Source organism: Microbacterium sp. FW305-3-2-15-F-LB2 (assembly GCF_058787255.1).
Genome location: NZ_JBYSZO010000001.1, coordinates 1,487,993 through 1,507,986 on the forward strand (window position 1 = coordinate 1,487,993; position 19,994 = coordinate 1,507,986).

Sequence of the window (19,994 nt, forward strand, 5' to 3'; positions counted from 1 at the left end):
TCGGGAAGTGGCCGATCGGCCCTTGCCAGCTTAGGCGGGCAGGAGGCCGATGGCGACATCGGTCGGGCGCACGGGTGCGGGGAGCACCGTCTCGCCCATCAGGAACGTGTCGACCTCGGACGCCGCGGCACGACCCTCGGCGATGGCCCAGACGATCAGCGACTGGCCGCGACCGGCATCGCCCGCGACGAACACGCCGGGCGCGGTCGTGGCGTAGGTGGCGTCGCGCTCGACGTTCCCGCGAGAGGTGAACTGCGCGCCCAACTGCTGCTCGAGGTTCTCCCGCTCGGGACCGGTGAAGCCCATCGCGATGAGCACCAGGTCGGCGGGGATCTCGCGCTCGGTGCCGCTCTTGGGCACGCGGCGTCCGTCGACGTACTCGGTCTCGGCGACGCGCAGGGCGCGCACCTCGCCCGCGTCGTTGCCGAGGAACTCCACGGTCGAGGCGAGGAACGAGCGCTCCCCGCCCTCCTCGTGTGCGGAGGCCATTTCGAACAGGTTCGGCATCATGGGCCAGGGCTGGTCCATCGGACGCTCGGAGGGCGGCTGCTTGCCGATCGCCAGGTTGGTGACGCTCAGCGCACCCTGGCGGTGGGCGGTGCCGATGCAGTCCGCGCCGGTGTCGCCACCGCCGATGACGACGACGTGCTTGCCGTGCGCGGTGATCTGCTGGGGAACCTGGTCGCCCGCGACGACCTTGTTTCCCTCGACGAGGTACCCCATGGCGAAGTGCACGCCGTCGAGGTCGCGGCCGGGGATCGACAGGTCGCGCGGAACAGTGGAGCCCGTGGCCACCACGACGGCGTCGTAGCGGGCACGCAGGTCGCTCCACGAGATGTCGGTGCCGATCTCGACGCCCGCGCGGAAGCGGGTGCCCTCGGCCTGCATCTGACGCAGCCGCAGCTCGAGGTGGCGCTTCTCCATCTTGAAGTCCGGGATGCCGTACCGGAGGAGTCCGCCGATGCGGTCGTCACGCTCGTACACGGCCACCGTGTGTCCGGCGCGCGTGAGCTGCTGAGCGGCGGCGAGTCCGGCGGGACCGGAGCCGACGACCGCGACGGTCTTGCCGGTGAGGCGCTCCGGCGGCTCGGGCTCGACCCAGCCGTTGGAGAACGCCTCGTCGATGATCGAGACCTCGACCTGCTTGATGGTCACGGCCGGCTGGTTGATGCCGAGCACGCACGAGCTCTCGCAGGGCGCGGGGCACAGCCGACCCGTGAACTCCGGGAAGTTGTTCGTCGCGTGCAGGCGCTCGATCGCGGCACGGCCCTCGCCGCGCCACGTGAGGTCGTTCCACTCCGGGATGAGGTTGCCCAGCGGGCAGCCCTTGTGGCAGAACGGGATGCCGCAGTCCATGCAACGACCGGCCTGGCGGCGGATGACGGCCTGGTCACCCGGCTCGTACACCTCTTTCCAGTCCATGATCCGCACGGGAACGGGACGACGCGGCGGAAGCTCCCGCTGCGTGGTCTTGAGAAAGCCCTTCGGGTCAGCCACCCGTCACCTCCAGAATGCGCGTCCAGACGACCTCGCCGTCGGGGTCGAGCCCCTCGGCGACGGCCTCCTGGCGGGTCTGCATCACCGCGGCGTAGTCGCGCGGCAGCACCCGGACGAAGTTCTCCACCTCGGCCTCGAAGTCCGCGAGCAGACGACGGGCGAGCGTGGAATCGGTTTCCGCGACGTGCTTCTCGAGCAGGTCGCGCAGGATCTCGGCATCCCCCGATCCGAGGGGGCCGAGTTCGAGCTCACCGGATGCCACGGCCTCACGGTTCACCAGGTCGGTGTCGAGCTTGTACACGTAGGCCTGTCCGCCGGACATGCCGGCGCCGAGGTTGCGGCCGGTCGCGCCGAGGATGACGGCCAATCCGCCGGTCATGTACTCCAGCGCGTGATCGCCGACGCCCTCGACGACGGCAGTCGCGCCCGAGTTGCGGACGAGGAACCGCTCCCCCACGACGCCGTTCAGGAACATCTGCCCCTGCGTGGCGCCGTAGCCGATGACGTTTCCGGCGATGACGTTCTCGGAGGCCTCGAAAGACGAACCGCGGGGCGGGCGCACGACGATCTTGCCGCCCGACAGGCCCTTGCCGACGTAGTCGTTCGAGTCGCCCTCGAGGCGCAGCGTGATGCCGGAGGGCATGAACGCGCCGAAGGACTGCCCGGCCGATCCGGTGAGCCGCACGTCGATCGCGCCGTCGGGGAGACCGTGCTCGCCGTGCGCCTTGGTGACGTGGTGGCCGAGCATCGTCCCCACCGCGCGTGCGGTGTTGCGCACGGGCAGCTCGATCGTGATCTGACCGCCGTGGGCGACGACGTCCTGCGCGCGCTCGATGAGCTGCACGTCGAAGTGCTCGTCGAGCTCGTGGTTCTGATTGCGGCCGTGGCGACGCGGCTCGTCGTCGGCGAACCGCGGACCCTCGAGGATCGGGGCGAGGTTCAGACCCCGTGCCTTCCAGTGCTCCACGGCGCCGTTGACGTCGAGAAGCTCGGCGCGGCCGACGATCTCGTCGATCGAGCGGTAGCCGAGGGCGGCGAGATACTCGCGCACCTCCTGCGCGATGAACTCCATGAAGTTCACGACGTACTCGGCCTTGCCCGTGAAGCGCTGGCGGAGGACCGGGTTCTGCGTCGCGACGCCGACCGGACACGTGTCGAGGTGGCAGACACGCATCATGATGCAGCCCGAGACGACGAGCGGCGCCGTGGCGAATCCGAACTCCTCGGCACCCAGGAGCGCACCGATGATGACATCGCGCCCGGTCTTCATCTGACCGTCGACCTGCACCACGACGCGGTCGCGCATGCCGTTGAGCATGAGCGTCTGCTGCGTCTCGGCCAGGCCCAGCTCCCACGGCGTGCCCGCGTGCTTGAGAGAGTTCATCGGGCTCGCGCCCGTGCCGCCGTCCTGTCCGGAGACGAGGATGACGTCACTCAGGGCCTTCGCCACGCCCGCCGCGACCGCGCCGATGCCCGACTGGCTCACGAGCTTGGTGTGGATGCGAGCCGAGGGGTTGGCGCGCTTGAGGTCGAAGATGAGCTGCTTGAGGTCTTCGATCGAGTAGATGTCGTGGTGCGGCGGCGGAGAGATGAGTCCGACGCCCGCGGTCGCGTGGCGGGTGCGGGCGACCCACGGGTACACCTTCGTCGGCGGCAGCTGCCCGCCCTCGCCGGGCTTGGCGCCCTGGGCGAGCTTGATCTGGATGTCGTCGGCCTCGGTGAGGTAGAGGCTGGTCACACCGAATCGACCAGACGCCACCTGCTTGATCGCGCTGCGGCGCTCGGGGTCGAGCAGACGATCGACGTCTTCTCCGCCCTCGCCCGTGTTCGACTTGCCGCCGATGCGATTCATCGCGATCGCCAGCGTCTCGTGCGCCTCCTGGGAGATCGAGCCGTAGCTCATCGCCCCCGTCGAGAAGCGCTTCACGATCGCCGAGACCGGCTCGACCTCGTCGATCGGCACGGGCGGCCGCTGGCCGGTGCGCAGCGAGAACAGGCCGCGCAGCGTCTTCAGCTCGTGGGCCTGGTCGTCGATGAGCTTGGTGTACTCGCGGAAGATGTCGTACCGGCGCTCGCGCGTGGCGTGCTGCAGGCGGAACACCGTGTCGGGGTTGAACAGGTGCGGTGCGCCGTCGCGGCGCCACTGGTACTCGCCGCCGGTCCACAGGCGCTCGTGTGCGCGGGCAGCGGCATCCTCGGGGTAGGCGTACTCGTGACGCGCGGCGTTCTCGGCCGCGATCACGTCGAGTCCGACGCCGCCCAGCTTGCTCTCGGTACCGGTGAAGTACGCGTCGACGAACTCGCGCGAAAGGCCGACGGCCTCGAACACCTGCGCACCCGCGTACGACGACACGGTCGAGATGCCCATCTTCGACATGATCTTCAGCACGCCCTTGCCGAGCGCGTAGATCAGGTTCTTCACGGCCTTCTCGGGCGTGACACCGGTGATGAAACCGGCGCGGACGAGGTACTCCACCGTCTCCATGGCGAGGTACGGGTTGACCGCCGACGCGCCGTACCCGATGAGGGTCGCCACGTGGTGGACCTCCCGCACGTCGCCGGCCTCGACCACGAGCCCGACCTTCATACGGGTCTCGTTGCGGATGAGGTGGTGGTGCACGGCCGCGAGCATGAGCAGCGACGGGATCGGAGCCAGGTCCTTGTTCGAGTCGCGGTCGCTGAGCACGATGAACTCGGCGCCGTCCTCGATGGCGTGGTCGACCTCGGAGCACATCTGCGCGATGCGCTTCTGCATGCCCTTGTGGCCGGCCTCGACCCGGTAGAGGCCGCGGATCGTCACCGACGAGCGTCCCGGCAGGGCTGTGTCGATGTGCTGGATCTTCGCGAGCTCGTCGTTGTCGATCACCGGGAAGTCCAGCGTCACGGTACGCGTGTGCTCGGGACCCCAGTCGAGGAGGTTGCGCTCGGGACCGAGTCCCAGCGACAGCGATGTGACGACCTCTTCGCGGATCGAGTCCAGCGGCGGGTTCGTGACCTGGGCGAACTGCTGCGTGAAGTAGTCGAACAGCAGGCGCGGACGGTCGCTGAGCACGGCGACCGGTGCGTCGCTGCCCATGGCGCCGAGGGGCTCGGTGCCGTTCTGGCCCATCGGGGTCAGCAGGATCCGGACTTCCTCTTCGGTGTAGCCGAAAGTCCGCTGGCGGCGGGTGATCGACGCGATCGGGTGCACGATGTGCTCGCGCTCGGGGAGCTCGGACAGGCGCACGCGTCCGGCATCCAGCCACTTCTGCCACGGCTCGAGCGTCGCGAGCTGCTTCTTGATCTCCTCGTCCTCGACGATGCGACCCTCGGCCGTGTCGACGAGGAACATGCGACCCGGCTGGAGGCGCCCGCGCCGCTTGATGCGGTCGGGTGCGAAGTCCAGGACACCGGTCTCGGAACCGATGACGACGAGTCCGTCCGTGGTCTCGGTCCAGCGGCCGGGGCGCAGGCCGTTGCGGTCGAGCGTGGCGCCCACGAGCGTGCCGTCGGTGAAGATGAGGGCTGCCGGGCCGTCCCACGGCTCCATCTGCATCGAGTGGTAGTCGTAGAACGCGCGCAGGTCGGGGTCGATCGTGGCCTGCTTCTCGTAGGCCTCGGGCACCATCATCATGATCGCGTGCGGAAGGCTGCGACCGGTCAGCGTCAGCAGCTCCAGCACCTCGTCGAAGGATGCCGAGTCGCTCGCGCCCTCCGTGCAGATGGGCAGCAGCGGACGCACGTCGCCGATCAGCTCGGACTCGAGCTGCGACTGACGCGCGCGCATCCAGTTGCGGTTGCCCTTGACCGTGTTGATCTCGCCGTTGTGCGCGAGCATGCGCAGCGGCTGCGCGAGCGGCCACGACGGGAACGTGTTCGTCGAGTACCGCGAGTGCACGACCGCGAGCTCGGAGGCGAAGCGCTCGTCCTGCAGGTCGGGGTAGAAGGGCTCGAGCTGCAGCGTCGTGACCATGCCCTTGTAGCCGAGGGTCCGGCTGGACAGCGAGACGAAGTAAGCGTCGAGCTCGTGGCGGGCACGCTTTCGAAGCCGGTACACGCGGCGGTCGAGGGCGATGCCCGACAGTGCAGGCTGGTCGCCCCCCGCGGGGTGCGAGACGAACAGCTGCTCGAAGGCGGGGCGTGCTTCGAACGCGAGCTTGCCGAGGTTCTCGGGCTCGGTGGGCACCTCGCGCCAGCCGAGGACCGTGAGGTTCTCCGCCTGGGCGAGCTTCTCGATGCCCGCCTTCTGCGCCGCGCGCTCCTCGTGACCGACCGGCAGGAAGACGAGACCGGCGGCGTACTCCCCCACCGGCGGCAGGTCGAAGTCCACGACCGCGCGGAGGAAGGCGTCGGGCATCTGCGTCAGGATGCCCGCGCCGTCGCCGGTGCCGGCATCCGACCCGATGGCACCGCGGTGCTCGAGGTTGCGCAGAGCCGTCAGCGCCAGGTCGATGATGTCGTGTCCGGGCTCGCCGCGAAGCGTGGCGACCATGGCGAGACCACAGGCGTCCTTCTCGAACGCCGGGTCGTACATGCCCTGCCGGGCGGGAAAAGCGCCACCGACGGCGCCGGAACGGGAGCTCGAAGCCATACCAACCGTCCTCATGTTGATGCTGCGGATGGGACGACGTCGGCCCAGAAAGTTACTTCGTGGCGGGGCTGCTTGTGGCGCTGGTGCCGACGGTGTCGTTCGTCGCGGGCGGCTCGCTCACGTCGACGAAGTCAGTGGGGTCGGTCGAGTCTACAGCCCCGGAAGCCTTCGATTCGCGCCCCGGCTGGTACGGAGAGGGCTCGAGGCCGTGGTGGCGACGCGTCTGCACGATGAAGATCACGATGCCGAGCACGACACCGAAGATCGCAGCCCAGACGTTGGTGCGCAGGCCCAGGATGATGTCGCTGGGGTCGATCCGGATGGATTCCCAGACGATACGGCCCGCGCTGTACCAGACGAGGTACACGGCGAACTGCTTGCCCCACTGGAGGGCGAAGCGCTTGCCGACCCACAGGATCACCGCGGCGCCGAGAAGGTTCCAGATCACTTCGTAGAGGAAAGTCGGCTGGAAAAGAGTGCCGGCTGGCAGTCCGACGGGGATCGCGGAGTTGCCCGGAGCGATCTCCAGACCCCACGGGAGGTCGGTCGGCTGGCCGAACAGCTCCTGGTTGAACCAGTTGCCGAAGCGCCCCATCGCCTGCGCGATGATGAGGCCCGGGGCCAGCGCGTCGGCGAAGGTCCAGAAGCGGATGCCGGTCCACCTGCAGCCGAGGTACGCGCCGATGGCACCGCCGATCAGGGCGCCGTAGATCGCGATGCCGCCTTCCCAGATAGCCCAGACCGAGCCGGGCTGGAACGGGTTCCAGGGGTTGGACCCGGGGCCGAAATAGAAGCCCAGGTGGGTGACGACGTGATAGATCCGCGCGAAGACGATCGCGATGGGTACCGCCAGCAGGCAGATGTCGATGACGACCCACTTCTCGGCCCCGCGACGGGTCAGGCGCGCGTTCGTCAGGAACACGGCCACGATGATGCCCGCGACGATGCACAGGGCATAGAAGTGGATGCGCAGGGGTCCGAGATCGATGTACGAGATCGAGGGGCTCGGGATGCTGGCGAGCACGCCGGAGGCGGCGCTCGAGAGGGCGAACGTCATGCAGACGAGTCTAGGCGCGACGTGCGGTGCCCGCAGACAGCTCCTTCGCGAGGGAGCGGAGGGCGTCGACTCCGCCGTCGCGCAGCGCCTTCACGAGCGCCGTGCCGACGATCGCGCCGTCGGCGTACTCGATGACACCGGCGACCTGCTCGGCGTTGGAGATGCCGATGCCCACGCACGCATGCGCCGCGCCGTGGGAGCGGAGACGCTCCACGAGGCCGCGGGCCGCGGCATCCAGCTGTGCCCGCTCCCCCGTGATGCCCATCGTCGACACCGTGTAGACGAAGCCCGTCGATGCTCCGACGATCATCTCGAGACGCTCGTCGGTGGACGTGGGTGCGGCGAGGAAGACCCGGTCGAGGCCCGTGCGCTCGCTCACCGCGATCCACGCCGACGCGGCGTCGGGCGTGATGTCGGGCGTGATGAGACCCGCGCCGCCGGCGGCGATCAGGTCATCGGCGTAGCGGTCGACGCCGTACTGCTCGACGAGGTTCCAGTACGTCATCACGAGCACCGGGACGTCGGTGCGGGCCGTGACCTCGCGGATGATCGTGAACAGGTCGCGCATGCGGAATCCATTGGCCAACGCCGTCTGCGTGGCCTCCTGAATGACCAGGCCGTCCATCACGGGGTCGCTGTAGGGCGGACCCAGTTCGATGACGTCGACGCCCGATTCGGCGAGAGCGACCGCGGCCTCGATGCTCGTCACCACGTCGGGGAATCCCGCGGGGAGGTATCCGACCAGGGCACCGCGCCCGGCCGCGTGCGCAGCGTCGATCGCCGCCGAGACGCGCGAGGTCACAGCTCGACCCCCGCACCGCTCGCTGCGTCCTGGGCCGGTGTCACGTCGACGGGTGACCCGGAAGCGTCGGCGACCTTTTCGGCCGCGTGCGTCTGGGGCGAACCGCTCGGTGCGTCGGCGGCGTGCTCGGCGTCGTAGAGGTCGAAGTAGCGGGCGGCGGTGTCCATGTCCTTGTCACCGCGACCGGAGAGGTTCACCGCGATGATGGCATCCGGGCCCAGCTCCTTACCGATGCGGAGTGCACCGGCCAGGGCGTGGGCGGACTCGATCGCGGGGATGATCCCCTCGGTGCGCGACAGGAGACGCAGGGCCTGCATGGCCTCGTCGTCCGTCGCCGGGATGTACTGCGCGCGGCCGATGTCGGCGAGCCAGGCGTGCTCGGGACCGACGCCGGGGTAGTCGAGACCCGCCGAGATCGAGTGGGACTCGGTGGTCTGGCCGTCTTCGTCCTGCAGCACAAACGTTCGGGCGCCGTGCAGTACGCCGGGACGACCGCGCTCGATCGACGCCGCGTGCTTCGGGGTGTCGACGCCGTCGCCGGCTGCCTCGACGCCGTACAGGGCGACGCCCTCGTCGTCGAGGAACGCGTCGAACATGCCGATCGCGTTCGACCCGCCGCCGACGCACGCGAACACAGCGTCGGGCAGGCGTCCGAGGCGCTCGAGGAACTCGGCGCGCGTCTCTTCGCCGATGACCTTCTGGAAGTCGCGCACCATCGCCGGGAAGGGATGGGGGCCCGCGGCGGTGCCGAAGATGTAGTTCGTCGTCTCGACGGTGGAAACCCAGTCGCGGTACGCCTCGTTGATGGCATCCTTCAGGGTGCGCGAGCCGGTCGTGACCGGTACGACTTCGGCACCCAGGAGGCGCATGCGGGCGACGTTGAGGGCCTGGCGTTCGGTGTCGACCTCGCCCATGTAGACCACGCAGTCCAGGCCGAACAGCGCGGCGGCGGTCGCGGTGGCCACGCCATGTTGTCCGGCGCCGGTCTCGGCGATGACACGGGTCTTGCCGAGGCGCTTGGTGAGGAGCGCCTGACCGAGGACGTTGTTGATCTTGTGCGAGCCCGTGTGGTTGAGGTCTTCACGCTTGAGGAAGACGCGCGCGCCGCCCGCGTGCTCGGCGAAGCGCGGGACCTCGGTGAGCACGGACGGTCGGCCGGCGTAATCGTGCAGCAGCGCCGTCAGCTCGGTGAGGAACGCGGGGTCGGCCATCGCCGACTCCCACTCCGCGGTGAGCTCGTCGATCGCGGCGATGAGGGATTCGGGCATGTAACGTCCGCCGAAGTCGCCGAAGAACGGCCCCTTCTGGTCGCGCAGGCTCACGGTGGTCATGCAGTCTCCTGGAGGAATGCGCGGAGCGTCGCCACGGGGTCGCCGGTAACGAGTGCTTCGCCGACGAGGACGACGTCGGCGCCCGCCGCGCGATAGTGGGCGACGTCGGCGGGGGCGAGTACGGCGGATTCGGCGATCTTCACCGCGTCCGCGGGGAAGCGGTCGGCGAGCGAGCCGAACAGGTCGCGGTCGAGTTCGAAGGTGGAGAGGTTGCGCGCATTGACGCCGATGAGCTTCGCACCCAGGTCGGCGGCACGTTCGAGCTCCTCCTCCGAGTGCGTCTCGACGAGCGCTGCCATGCCCAGGTCGGTCGCGAGTCCGTAGAGCTCGGTCAGCGTCTTCTGGTCGAGCGCCGCCACGATCAGCAGCACCAGATCGGCGCCCGACGCTCGGGCCTCCAGCACCTGGTACGGCGTCGCGAGGAAGTCTTTGCGCAGAACCGGCACCGACACCGCGGCGCGGACCGCCTCGAGGTCGGCCAGGGTGCCCTTGAACTTACGGCCCTCGGTCAGCACCGAGATCGCGGAGGCGCCACCTTCTTCGTACAGCCGAGCCTGACGGGCGGGGTCGGGAATCGTCGCGAGGTCGCCGCGCGAGGGGCTCGCACGCTTGACCTCGGCGATGATCTTCACGCGTTCGGCGGGGGCGAGCATCGCGAGCGCGTCGCGCGCGGGCGTCTGCGCGAGAGCGTCGCGCTCCACCGTCGCGAGCGGACGCGCCTGTGCGCGCTGCTCGGCGTCTTCCACCGCTCCGGCCGTGAGATCGGCCAGCACGGTCAGTGCGCCTTCGACTGGTACTTGTCGCCAGTGGCGCCGTAACCGGCCTTCGACATGGCCCACCCGACGATCGCGCCCACGATGAGCAGACCGACCGAGGCCCACACGAGAACCGGGAGATCGAACCAGAAGAACAGCGTGCCCAGCGTGATGGCCACCAGCATGATGATCACGGCCGTCCAGGCAGCGGGCGAGTGTCCGTGGCCCGGGTCGCCGATGGGGTTGCTCATGGTTCTCCTTCGAGTCGCGCGCGGGCGCGGGGAACAGCGTCGATCGAGTCTATCGAAACGGACGGGTTCGGCCCGCGCCGTCGTCTCGACGTCGACCGAAGCCGCGGCTCAGGTGGTGGGGTCGGCGCCGCGGGAGAGGTCGTCCCACGAATCGATCGCGTCGTGCGGCCGGGAGGCGTCCGTCGACACGTCGCCGGTCGTCCGGTACTTGCGCCCCGCACTCCCCTGCCACCGTCGAGCCGTGACGAGAGTGAACACCGCCGCGGCGGCGAGGATCACCTCAGCCAGCAGCGTGATGGCGGGCCAGGGGGTCAGTGACATCGACGACACGAGGTCGGAGATGGCATCCACCCCCGAGATTCCGGTCGCGTCGCTGACCGTCGCCGCCGTCGCCGACACGGGGAGCGTGAAAAGCACCTGCGCCGTCGCGACGCCGACGACGCCCGCGATCGCGAGGGCGATCACGCCGAGCACGTACCGCAGGACGCGGCCGACGATCGACAGCGCAGCCCCGAGCGCGAGGGCGGCGAGGCTCAGCGGGGTGAGCACCGGCACAGCGTCCGAACCGGGAACCGCCAAGGTCTGCTGCGCTCCGTCGGCGAGGGTCACGTCGATCCACGTCTGGGTCGACGAGATGACGCCGAGGGCTCCGGCCAGGAGCATCCCGACGACGGCGAGAGAACGGGCTCGACGCATCAGGGCTGCCCGACGACGGGTTCGAGATCGGTGGAGTCGAAGCACGTGTGGTCGCCGGTGTGGCATGCGGCGCCCACCTGGTCGACCTCGATGAGGAGCGTGTCACCGTCGCAGTCGAGGCGCGCGCCCTTGACGATCTGGATGTGGCCCGACGTGTCGCCCTTGCGCCAGTACTCCTGGCGGGAGCGCGACCAGAAGGTCACGCGTCCGGTGGTGAGGGTGCGGCGCAGGGCCTCGGCATCCATCCACCCGACCATGAGCACTTCGCGGGAGTCGAACTGCTGGACCACCGCGGTCGCGAGTCCCTGGGCGTCGTACTTCACGCGTTCGAACGCTTCGACGTTCATCGGCGCACCTCGATTCCTTCGGCGGCCATCGCGTCTTTGACCTGGCCGACCGTGAGCTGGCCGGAGTGGAACACGGATGCCGCGAGCACCGCGTCGGCGCCCGCCTCGACGGCGGGGGCGAAGTGTTCGAGCGCACCGGCGCCGCCCGAGGCGATCACCGGAACCGCGGCGACCTGGCGCATGAGTCGGACGAGCTCGAGGTCGAAGCCCTGCTTCGTCCCGTCGGCGTCGATCGAGTTGACGAGCAGTTCGCCGGCTCCGCGCTCGACGGCCTCGCGGGCCCACTCGAGGGCGTCGAGCGTCGTCTCGGTGCGGCCGCCGTGGGTCGTCACGACGAAACCGGAGGGGGTGGATGCCGCGCGCTTGACGTCGAGCGAGAGCACGATCACCTGCGCGCCGAAGCGGTCGGCGATCTCGTCGATCACGCCCGGGCGCGCGATCGCGGCGGAGTTCACACCGATCTTGTCGGCCCCGACGGCGAGCAGGCGGGCGACGTCCTCGGCGGAGCGCACTCCCCCGCCCACCGTCAGCGGGATGAACACCTGCTCCGCGGTGCGGCGCACGACGTCGTACGTCGTGGCGCGCTCGTCGACGGTCGCGGTGACGTCGAGGAACGTGATCTCATCGGCGCCCTGGTCGAAGTAGAGCTTCGCGAGCTCGACGGGGTCGCCCATGTCGCGCAGGTCGAGGAAGTTCACGCCCTTGACGACGCGACCGGCGGCGACGTCGAGGCACGGGATGACGCGGCGGGCGAGCGTCATCAGAGCCTCGCGGCCAGGATCTCGGTCACCAGGATCGCCCGCGCGCCGATCGCGTACAGCTCGTCCATGACGCGGTTCACGTCGCGGCGGGGGCTCATCACACGCACGGCGACCCACTCCGGGTCGCGCAGCGGCGAGATCGTGGGTGATTCGAGGCCGGGCGCCACGGCGATCGCCTGCTCGACGAGCGCGGTGGGGAGGTCGTAGTCGATCAGCACGTACTTCCGCGCGGCGAGGACGCCGCGGAGGCGCCGCAGCAGCGTGTCGGTGCCCGCGACCTCGTTCGGACCGGCGATGAGGACGGCGTCGCTCTCGAGCAGCACGGGGCCGAAGATCTCGAGCCCCGCCTGCCGCAGCGTCGTCCCGGTCGAGACGACGTCCGCCACGGCATCCGCCACGCCCAGCTGCACCGCGGACTCGACCGCGCCGTCCAGCGGCACGATGTCGACGGCCACGCCGCGCTCGTCGAGAAACGCATCGACGAGACCCGGGTAGGCGGTCGCGACGCGCAGGCCCTGCAGGTCTTCGACGTCGGTGAAGCGGCCGGGACGACCCGCGAAGCGGAACGTCGACCCGGCGAAGCCGAGCGACTCGACCTCGCGGGCGCCGGGCATGCGGGCGTCCAGCAGCAGATCGCGGCCGGTGATGCCGACGTCGAGGGCGCCCGAGCCGACATAGGTCGCGATGTCACGCGGACGGAGGTAGAAGAACTCGACCTCGTTCACGGGGTCGACGGTGTACAGGTCTTTCGAGTCGCGACGTCCGGTGTACCCGGCCTCCGAGAGCATCTCGGCGGCGGTCTCGGCGAGCGACCCCTTGTTCGGCACGGCGATTCGCAGCATGACAGGGGCTTTCGTGTGAGGTGAAGGAAAAGGGCGCGGGCTCAGAGATGTCGATAGACGTCTTCGAGCGACAGGCCCTTCGCGAGCATGAGCGTCTGGAGGTGGTAGAGCAGCTGCGAGATCTCCTCCGCGGCGGCCTCGTCGGACTCGTACTCGGCGGCCATCCACACTTCGGCGGCTTCCTCGACGATCTTCTTGCCGATGGCGTGCACGCCGGCATCGAGCTGGGCCACCGTACCGGAGCCGGCGGGGCGCTCGACGGCCTTGGCACTGAGCTCGGCGAACAGGTCGTCGAAGGTCTTCACGCTTCCAGGGTATCGGCTCGGCGGGGGTGGGGCCGTCGCGGGAAGCGCAGCACCGTCGATAAACGGCATTTGTTGCGAGGAACGGCGCGACCCCGCGTGTCTCAGGAGGATCGGCGTTTATCGCGGGAGGAGGGAGGCTCAGTGGCTGTGGCGGGCGGCTGAGGTGCGGAGGGACTGGATCGCGCGGTCGGGGTCGTCGGCACCGAACACCGCGGAGCCGGCGACGAACGTGTCTGCCCCGGCCTCGGCGGCCTGGGCGATCGTGGACTCCCCGATACCGCCGTCGACCTGCAGCCAGACGCTCGACCCGCGACGGCGGGCCTCGTCGGCCAGGGTGCGGAGCTTCGGCATGGTCTCCGGCATGAACGACTGGCCACCGAAGCCGGGCTCCACCGTCATGACGAGGATCTGGTCGAACTCGTTGAGCACCTCGAACAGGTTCTCCACGGGCGTCGCCGGCTTCACGGCCACGCCGGCGCGCGCGCCGATCGAGCGGAGAGTGCGCGCGAGCGCGACGGGCGACGCCGCGGCCTCGAGGTGGAAGGTGACGGATGCCGCGCCCAGCTCCGCGTACTCCGGAGCCCAGCGGTCGGGGTCGTCGATCATCAGGTGCACGTCCAACGGCACGGGGCTCGTCTCCTGGATGCGGCCGACCATCTGCGGACCGAAAGTGAGGTTCGGCACGAAGTGGTTGTCCATCACGTCGACGTGCACGAAATCGGCCCCCGAGATGCGGGCGAGCTCCGCCTGCATGTTCACGAAGTCGGCGGCGAGGATGCTCGGATTGATGCGGGGCACGGCTCCATTATCGGCGCCGCACCCGTCGCCCCCTCGCGTGAGGGGTCAGAATCTGTCGCTTCGGGGCCGCTCAGGCGACAGAATGTGACCCCTCACGCGTCAGGTAACTCGACGCAGGAGGGCGATCGACATCGCGTCGGTGCCGTGGCGATGCGGCCAGAGCTGGGCGCGGAGGGAACCGTCGGCCTGCGGCGGCAAGTCGAAGTCGGAGCCGGCGATGTCGCGAACGACCGCTCGAGCGTCGACCTCTTCGACGGCGTCGCCGAACTCGCGGCGCACCTCGGCGAGCACCCCGGAGGTCTCGGCCAGGTGCGGCGAGCACGTCACGTACGCCAGCACACCACCGGGCTTCAGCGCCCCGAGCCCCGCGCGCACGAGCTCGAGCTGCAGCGCCGTCAGGTCGGGCACATCCGCAGGGGTCTTCCGCCACCGCGCCTCGGGGCGACGGCGCAGGGCCCCGATGCCCGTGCACGGCGCGTCGACGAGGATGCGGTCGTACTCCCCCGCCGCGCGGGCGGCGCGGTCACGCCCGTCCTCCTCGGTCACCTCGACGGCGAGCGGGACGGATGCCACGGCCCGGCGCACGAGCGCGGCACGATGCGGCGAGATCTCGTTGGCGTCGAGCTGAGCCCCGCCCGCGAGTGCTTCCGCCGCGAGCAACGCGGTCTTGCCGCCGGGACCCGCGCACAGGTCGAGCCACCGCTCCCCCGGTTCGACGGGTCGCACGCGACTGAGCGCGAGGGCGGCGAGCTGCGACCCCTCGTCTTGGACCCGGATGCGCCCTCCCGAGGCGCGGATGAGCGCTTCCGGATCTCCGCCCCGTGTCGTGAAGGCCGTGGGGGCGAAGCGGGCGGGGCGAGCGTCGTCGGGGATCTCCGCCAGTCCGGGGAGGGCGACCATCGCGACGCGCGGGGCGTCGTTGTCGGCGGTGAGGAGAGCGTCGAGCTCGTCACTGCGTCCCTCGGCCGCGAGGGCGCGGCGGAAGGCGCGGACGATCCACACGGGGTGCGCGCTCGTGAGGCCCAGACGCTCGTCGTCGCTGCGGGCCGTGGCCGTGATGCGCTCCATCCAGTGCCCGGGGGTCTCGCGCGACACGCGCCGAAGCACCGCGTTCGCGAACCCCGCCGCCCCGCGTCCGCCGCCGTGGCGGCGCGCGAGCTCGACGGACTCGTTCACCGCGGCGTGCGAGGCCACGCGCGTCGACAGGAGCTGGTGCACGCCGAGGCGGAGGGCGTCGAGCACCGGCGGATCGATACGATCCACCGTGCGATCGGCTGCGGCCGCGATGATCGCGTCGTACGTCCCGCGTCGCCGCAGCGTGCCGTACGTCAGTTCGGTCGCGAGACCGGCGTCCTTGGCATCCAGCTTCGCCCGCTCGATCGCATGCGGCAGCGCAAGGTTCGCGTAGGCCTCGTCGGTGGTCACCGCCCGCAGAACGTCATACGCGACCGCGCGGGCGCCCTGGACGCTCACGAGCCCAGCACCGGGTTCTCGCTCCGGAGGCCGCGGAACCAATCGCCCGCGGACATCGCCCCTTTGCCCGCGGGCTGCACGGTGTCGAGCCGCAGCGGGGAGGTCGCCGTGCCGACGAGAATGTCCTTGCCGGATGCCACGACCCGACCCGGCGGGATCGGATCCGCCGCGCTCGCCGCAACCCGCAGCACCTTCACCCGCGCGCCGTCCAGGGTCGTGTGGGCGCCGGGCTCGGGGGTGACCCCGGCGATCCGTGCGCGGAGGGTCTCGGCATCCTGCCGGAAGTCGAGGGCCCCGTCCTCGAGGGACAGCTTGGGCGCCAGGGTCGGTGCGCCGCTCTGCGGGACCGCGACCGCCGAGCCGTCGGCGATGCCGTCCACGACGCGAGCGAGGAGCGGCGCCCCCACCTCGGACAGGGCCTCGAGGAGATCGCCCGCGGTCGCGTTCCACGGCACCTCGTAGCGTTCCTCGGCGAAGACGTCGCCGGCATCCAGTTCGGCGACGAGCTGGAACACGCTCGCACCCGTCTCACGGTCACCGGCGATGAGGGCGCGCTGCACCGGAGCGGCTCCGCGCCAGCGCGGCAGGAGCGAGAAGTGCAGATTGATCCAGCCGTGTGCCGGGGCCGACAGCAGCGGCTCGCGGACGAGACCGCCGTACGCGACGATGACACCCAGATCCGGCTCGAGCGCGGTGATGCGGGCGGTGGCATCGGCATCCAGCCGGTCGGCCTTGATGACGGGCAACGCGAGCTCTTCGGCCGCCTGGGCCACGGGCGACGGCGTCAGCACGCGCTTACGGCCGAGTGGCGCGTCGGACCGCGTGACGACGGCGGCGATCTCGTGCGGACCGTCCGCCAGGGCACGGAGGGAGGGGACGGCGACGGCGGGGGTGCCGGCGAAGACGAGGCGCATGGTTCTCCTCACGCTTCGGATGCGGGTGGGTGGGACCGGGCGGCGGCGCTCAGAGGTCGGGCTCGGGAAGGTCGAGTCGCACTCTGAGTGTATTCCGGGGTCTCGGGCCCTTGTCCTTGGTCGACTTGCGGGCGCGGAGGGCATCGGCGATGACGCTCGCGCGAAGGGCGTCCGCGACGGCCCGCCCGTGGGCGTAGTCGAACCGCACGAGTGCGCGGGACGTGGCGGCGTCGGGGACCGTGGAGGTGTCGACGGGACCGAGGACGGCGAGCGCATCGAGGTCGGGAACGGCCTCGCGGAGTTCCGTCAGGAGGGTGTCGACGCTCCGGGCGTGTCCCTCGACGCTCGCGACGCGGACGGCCGGCGGCATCCGCAGCGGTGCGCGGTCGACCAACTCGGCGCGCGCGTACGCGGGCTGCGTCCACGTCGCGAGCGCTCGCGCCACCGGGCCCGCGACGCCCACGAGATGCACGGGAGCGCCGGGGGCCGCGAGGGCGGCGGCGTTCGACCACCAGCGCAGGCAGTGCTCGCCCACGCGCAGCGCCTCGTTCTGCAGCATGCGGTCGCCGTCCAGGAGGATCACCGCGCGATACCCGCCGCGCGCGAGAGGCTCGGCCCCGCGCGTCGCGATGACCAGGGCGGGAGTGGCATCCACTTCGGCGACCGGGTGCGCGCCGTCGGCGATGATCACGCGCGTGTTCGGGAAGGCGCGGCCCAGCTCATCGGCCGTCCGTTCGCTGCCCGAGGACGCCATGCGCAGCTTCACCGAACCGCAGTGCCCGCAGGTCCAGGCGTGGGCGCTGCGTCCGCACCACGCGCACACCGGAACGGCGCCCGGCCGCGCGGCGCGCAGGGGCCCCGCGCAGTGCGCGCACCGGGCCGGCCGGCGGCAGTCCGCACACACGAGCGACGGCGCATATCCGGGACGCGCGACCTGCACGAGAACGGGGCCGTGCGCCAACGCCTCGCGCGCCGCCGCGAACGCCGACGACGGCACGCGCGCGGTCCGCGACTCCCCCTCGCGCGTCGCGCTGAGCACGACGCGGGGACTCTGGCGCCGCGCCGGCGCCGACTCGCGGACGTAGCCCACCTCGACCAGACGCTGGACGTCGGTGGAGCGCGTGTGGCCCGCGAAGACGAGCGCCGAACCCTCCAGCTCCTGTCGCACCAGCGCCGCGTCGCGTGCGTGCACTCCTGGGGCCAGCGGCTCGGCGAGCAGCGAGTCACCGTCGTCCCACAGCGCCACGAGGCCCGTGTCGTGGGCGGGCGCGTACACCGCTGAACGTCGGCCCACGACGATCACCGGAACCGGGGCGAGCGTACGGAGGTACTGCCCGTAGCGGACCGGGCCGGACTGATCGGCGTCATCGCGCACGATCGCCTCAGGCGGTACCAGGTCGTCCAGCGCCGCCATGAGTTGCGCCTGGTCGCGGTAGTCGGGGACCACGAGCACGGCGCTCCTCCCCCGTGCGAGCGTGTGCGCCGCCGCGGCGGCGAGCAGATCCGCCCACGCCCCGCGGGGCAGATCGCCCGTGGGGTGCGGAGGCGCGTCGACGGCGAGGCGCTCGCCGCCGTCGATGGCGTCGATGAGGCCCACGTAGGGTGCGAGCAGCGTGTCGGCGCGCGCGAGCGCGTCGGCCGAGACCGAGGGTGTCTCGGGCGGAGGGGCGGCGAGCCAGGCCTTCTCGGCTCGCACCATGCGCTTGGGCACCGCGAGACGCAGCACGTCGCTCACCGACCCGGCGGCGCGGTCGGCGACCTTGCGCGCCAGCCGGTACAGGCGCTCAGGAAGGACAGGCATCGTCGACACGACGCTCTCCACCGACGACAACGGACGCTCGGTGCCGTCGTCGGCCACGACCTCGACGACGAAGGCATCCATCATCCGCCCCGCCGACCGCAGCGGGACCTTCACCCGCACGCCGGGTGCGACGTCCGCCACCAGCGGGTGCGGGACGGCGTAGTCGAACAGGCGGTCGAGCTGGGGAACCGGGGAGTCCAGCTGCACCCGAGCGACCCGGCGGGCGCTCACGCGCGCGCCCCCATGTCAGAGACCGGCGGCGGCGCGCAGCTCGTCGACGCGGTCGGTGCGCTCCCACGTGAAATCGGGCAGCTCGCGGCCGAAGTGCCCATACGCCGCCGTCTGCGCGTAGATCGGCCGGAGCAGGTCGAGCTGGTCGATGATCGCCTTGGGGCGGAGGTCGAACACCTCGCGGATGGCGGTGACGATCGTCTCGTCGGCCACGTGCGCGGTGCCGAACGACTCGACGTACAGGCCGACGGGGTTCGCCTTGCCGATGGCGTACGCCACCTGCACCTCGAGGCGGTCGGCGAGACCGGCTGCGACGGCGTTCTTCGCGACCCAACGCATCGCGTACGCGGCCGAGCGGTCGACCTTGGACGGGTCTTTGCCGCTGAAGGCTCCGCCGCCGTGACGCGAGGCGCCGCCGTACGTGTCGATGATGATCTTGCGGCCGGTCAGGCCCGCGTCGCCCTTGGGGCCGCCGATCACGAAGGGCCCGGCGGGGTTGATGTAGTACTGGACGTCGGGGAGTTCGAGTCCGGTGTCGCGGAGCACAGGGTCGATGACCTCCGCCTGCACGAGCGCGCGCAGCTCTTCCTGCGAGATGTCGGGGTGGTGCTGCGTCGACAGCACGACGGAGTCGACCGTCCGCGGCGTGTGACCGTCGTAGCCGAGGGTGACCTGCGTCTTGCCGTCGGGGCGGAGGAACGGCAGCGTGCCGTCTTTGCGGACGGATGTCAGTCGCTCGGCGATGCGGTGCGCCGTCCACGCCGCCATCGGCATGAGCTGCGGCGTCTCGTTCGTGGCGAAGCCGAACATGATGCCCTGGTCACCGGCACCCTGCAGGTCGCGCGGGTCGATCGAGCCGCGCTCGCGCTGCTCGAACGCCTTGTTGACGCCGGCGGCGATGTCGGACGACTGCGCGCCGATCGACACGCTCACGCCGCACGACTCGCCGTCGAAGCCGGTGTCGCTGGAGGTGTACCCGATCCGGTTGACGACATCGCGGACGATCGCCGGGATCTCGACGTAGGCACTCGTCGACACCTCACCCGCGACGTGCACGAGCCCCGTGGTCACGAGGGTCTCGACGGCGACGCGCCCCGTCGGATCCTCGCTGAGGATCGCATCCAGGATGCGGTCGGAGATCTGGTCGCAGATCTTGTCGGGGTGTCCTTCCGTGACGGACTCGGACGTGAACAGGCGCAGGTCGGTCAAGACGACTCCCGGTGGGTTTCGGGCTGGGGACGAGCACAAGTATGCCCCGGACGGCGGACAGCCGCCCGGGGCATCGTCACATCTGTGAACGGATCACTCGGCGGCGCGAAGGCGCAGCTTGTCCTCGTGGATCTCGTGCAGTGCGATGGTGAGCGGCTTGTCCTCGACGGTGGAGTCGACGAGCGGCCCCACGTTGTCGAAGAGGTTGCCCTCGTGCAGGTCGGAGTAGTAGTCGTTGATCTGGCGCGCGCGCTTGGACGCGTAGATCACGAGCTGGTACTTCGAGTCGACCTTGTCGAGCAGCGCGTCGATGGGCGGGTCGATGATGCCCTTGTCACGTCCGGCCATGGGGAA

18 protein-coding genes are annotated in these 19,994 nt (G+C 70.5%); all 18 read right to left on the reverse strand.

Annotated features, from left to right (window positions below; genetic code table 11):
* Positions 1 to 30 precede the first annotated feature (30 nt).
* The 18 genes from AC3WLZ_RS07250 to rpoZ all read right to left on the reverse strand — a co-directional run bounded on the left by AC3WLZ_RS07250 (position 31) and on the right by rpoZ (position 19,988).
* Positions 31 to 1,497, reverse strand: coding sequence for a glutamate synthase subunit beta (locus AC3WLZ_RS07250; RefSeq protein WP_492469592.1), 1,467 nt, complete (start codon positions 1,495 to 1,497; stop codon positions 31 to 33).
* On the reverse strand, positions 1,490 to 6,067 hold the full coding sequence (gltB, locus tag AC3WLZ_RS07255) for a glutamate synthase large subunit (RefSeq protein ID WP_492469593.1): 4,578 nt from the start codon (positions 6,065 to 6,067) through the stop codon (positions 1,490 to 1,492). Before gltB ends, AC3WLZ_RS07250 begins: the two co-directional genes overlap by 8 nt.
* A 52-nt stretch (positions 6,068 to 6,119) precedes the next feature.
* The gene (lgt, locus tag AC3WLZ_RS07260; RefSeq protein ID WP_492469594.1) at positions 6,120 to 7,124 is read right to left on the reverse strand and encodes a prolipoprotein diacylglyceryl transferase; all 1,005 of its coding nucleotides are present in this window, start codon (positions 7,122 to 7,124) and stop codon (positions 6,120 to 6,122) included.
* A 10-nt stretch (positions 7,125 to 7,134) separates the two neighbouring features.
* Positions 7,135 to 7,926 carry a tryptophan synthase subunit alpha gene (gene trpA, locus AC3WLZ_RS07265; RefSeq protein ID WP_492469595.1) on the reverse strand — a complete coding sequence of 264 codons (792 nt, stop codon included), beginning with the start codon at positions 7,924 to 7,926 and terminating at the stop codon, positions 7,135 to 7,137.
* Positions 7,923 to 9,248: a tryptophan synthase subunit beta gene (trpB, locus tag AC3WLZ_RS07270; protein ID WP_412926122.1), complete on the reverse strand. Its 1,326-nt coding sequence runs from the start codon at positions 9,246 to 9,248 to the stop codon at positions 7,923 to 7,925. Before trpB ends, trpA begins: the two co-directional genes overlap by 4 nt.
* 5 nt (positions 9,249 to 9,253) lie before the next feature.
* Positions 9,254 to 10,030, reverse strand: a complete 777-nt coding sequence (gene trpC / locus AC3WLZ_RS07275; RefSeq protein WP_412924420.1) for an indole-3-glycerol phosphate synthase TrpC — start codon at positions 10,028 to 10,030, stop codon at positions 9,254 to 9,256.
* A 2-nt stretch (positions 10,031 to 10,032) separates the two neighbouring features.
* Positions 10,033 to 10,263, reverse strand: a complete 231-nt coding sequence (locus AC3WLZ_RS07280; protein WP_412924421.1) for a DUF6704 family protein — start codon at positions 10,261 to 10,263, stop codon at positions 10,033 to 10,035.
* 108 nt (positions 10,264 to 10,371) lie between these two features.
* Positions 10,372 to 10,959, reverse strand: a complete 588-nt coding sequence (locus tag AC3WLZ_RS07285; protein ID WP_492469596.1) for a Trp biosynthesis-associated membrane protein — start codon at positions 10,957 to 10,959, stop codon at positions 10,372 to 10,374.
* Complete coding sequence (hisI, locus tag AC3WLZ_RS07290) at positions 10,959 to 11,306, reverse strand: phosphoribosyl-AMP cyclohydrolase (RefSeq protein ID WP_412924423.1); 348 nt, start codon at positions 11,304 to 11,306, stop codon at positions 10,959 to 10,961. The genes AC3WLZ_RS07285 and hisI overlap by 1 nt, the downstream gene beginning before the upstream one ends.
* Positions 11,303 to 12,067 (reverse strand): imidazole glycerol phosphate synthase subunit HisF, encoded by a 765-nt coding sequence (hisF, locus tag AC3WLZ_RS07295; protein WP_492469597.1) that lies wholly within the window; start codon positions 12,065 to 12,067, stop codon positions 11,303 to 11,305. Before hisF ends, hisI begins: the two co-directional genes overlap by 4 nt.
* Positions 12,067 to 12,909 (reverse strand): ATP phosphoribosyltransferase, encoded by an 843-nt coding sequence (gene hisG / locus AC3WLZ_RS07300; RefSeq protein ID WP_492469598.1) that lies wholly within the window; start codon positions 12,907 to 12,909, stop codon positions 12,067 to 12,069. The genes hisF and hisG overlap by 1 nt, the downstream gene beginning before the upstream one ends.
* A 41-nt stretch (positions 12,910 to 12,950) precedes the next feature.
* Positions 12,951 to 13,214, reverse strand: coding sequence for a phosphoribosyl-ATP diphosphatase (locus tag AC3WLZ_RS07305; RefSeq protein WP_150956431.1), 264 nt, complete (start codon positions 13,212 to 13,214; stop codon positions 12,951 to 12,953).
* A gap of 138 nt (positions 13,215 to 13,352) precedes the next feature.
* Complete coding sequence (rpe, locus tag AC3WLZ_RS07310) at positions 13,353 to 14,012, reverse strand: ribulose-phosphate 3-epimerase (RefSeq protein WP_492469599.1); 660 nt, start codon at positions 14,010 to 14,012, stop codon at positions 13,353 to 13,355.
* A gap of 99 nt (positions 14,013 to 14,111) precedes the next feature.
* On the reverse strand, positions 14,112 to 15,485 hold the full coding sequence (locus tag AC3WLZ_RS07315) for an RsmB/NOP family class I SAM-dependent RNA methyltransferase (RefSeq protein WP_492469600.1): 1,374 nt from the start codon (positions 15,483 to 15,485) through the stop codon (positions 14,112 to 14,114).
* On the reverse strand, positions 15,482 to 16,399 hold the full coding sequence (fmt, locus tag AC3WLZ_RS07320; RefSeq protein ID WP_412924428.1) for a methionyl-tRNA formyltransferase: 918 nt from the start codon (positions 16,397 to 16,399) through the stop codon (positions 15,482 to 15,484). The genes AC3WLZ_RS07315 and fmt overlap by 4 nt, the downstream gene beginning before the upstream one ends.
* A gap of 49 nt (positions 16,400 to 16,448) precedes the next feature.
* Positions 16,449 to 18,431 (reverse strand): primosomal protein N' family DNA-binding protein, encoded by a 1,983-nt coding sequence (locus AC3WLZ_RS07325; RefSeq protein WP_492469601.1) that lies wholly within the window; start codon positions 18,429 to 18,431, stop codon positions 16,449 to 16,451.
* Positions 18,432 to 18,446: 15 nt separating this feature from the next.
* The gene (gene metK, locus AC3WLZ_RS07330; RefSeq protein WP_492469602.1) at positions 18,447 to 19,640 is read right to left on the reverse strand and encodes a methionine adenosyltransferase; all 1,194 of its coding nucleotides are present in this window, start codon (positions 19,638 to 19,640) and stop codon (positions 18,447 to 18,449) included.
* 93 nt (positions 19,641 to 19,733) lie between these two features.
* Positions 19,734 to 19,988 carry a DNA-directed RNA polymerase subunit omega gene (gene rpoZ / locus AC3WLZ_RS07335; protein ID WP_055837405.1) on the reverse strand — a complete coding sequence of 85 codons (255 nt, stop codon included), beginning with the start codon at positions 19,986 to 19,988 and terminating at the stop codon, positions 19,734 to 19,736.
* Positions 19,989 to 19,994 lie beyond the last annotated feature (6 nt).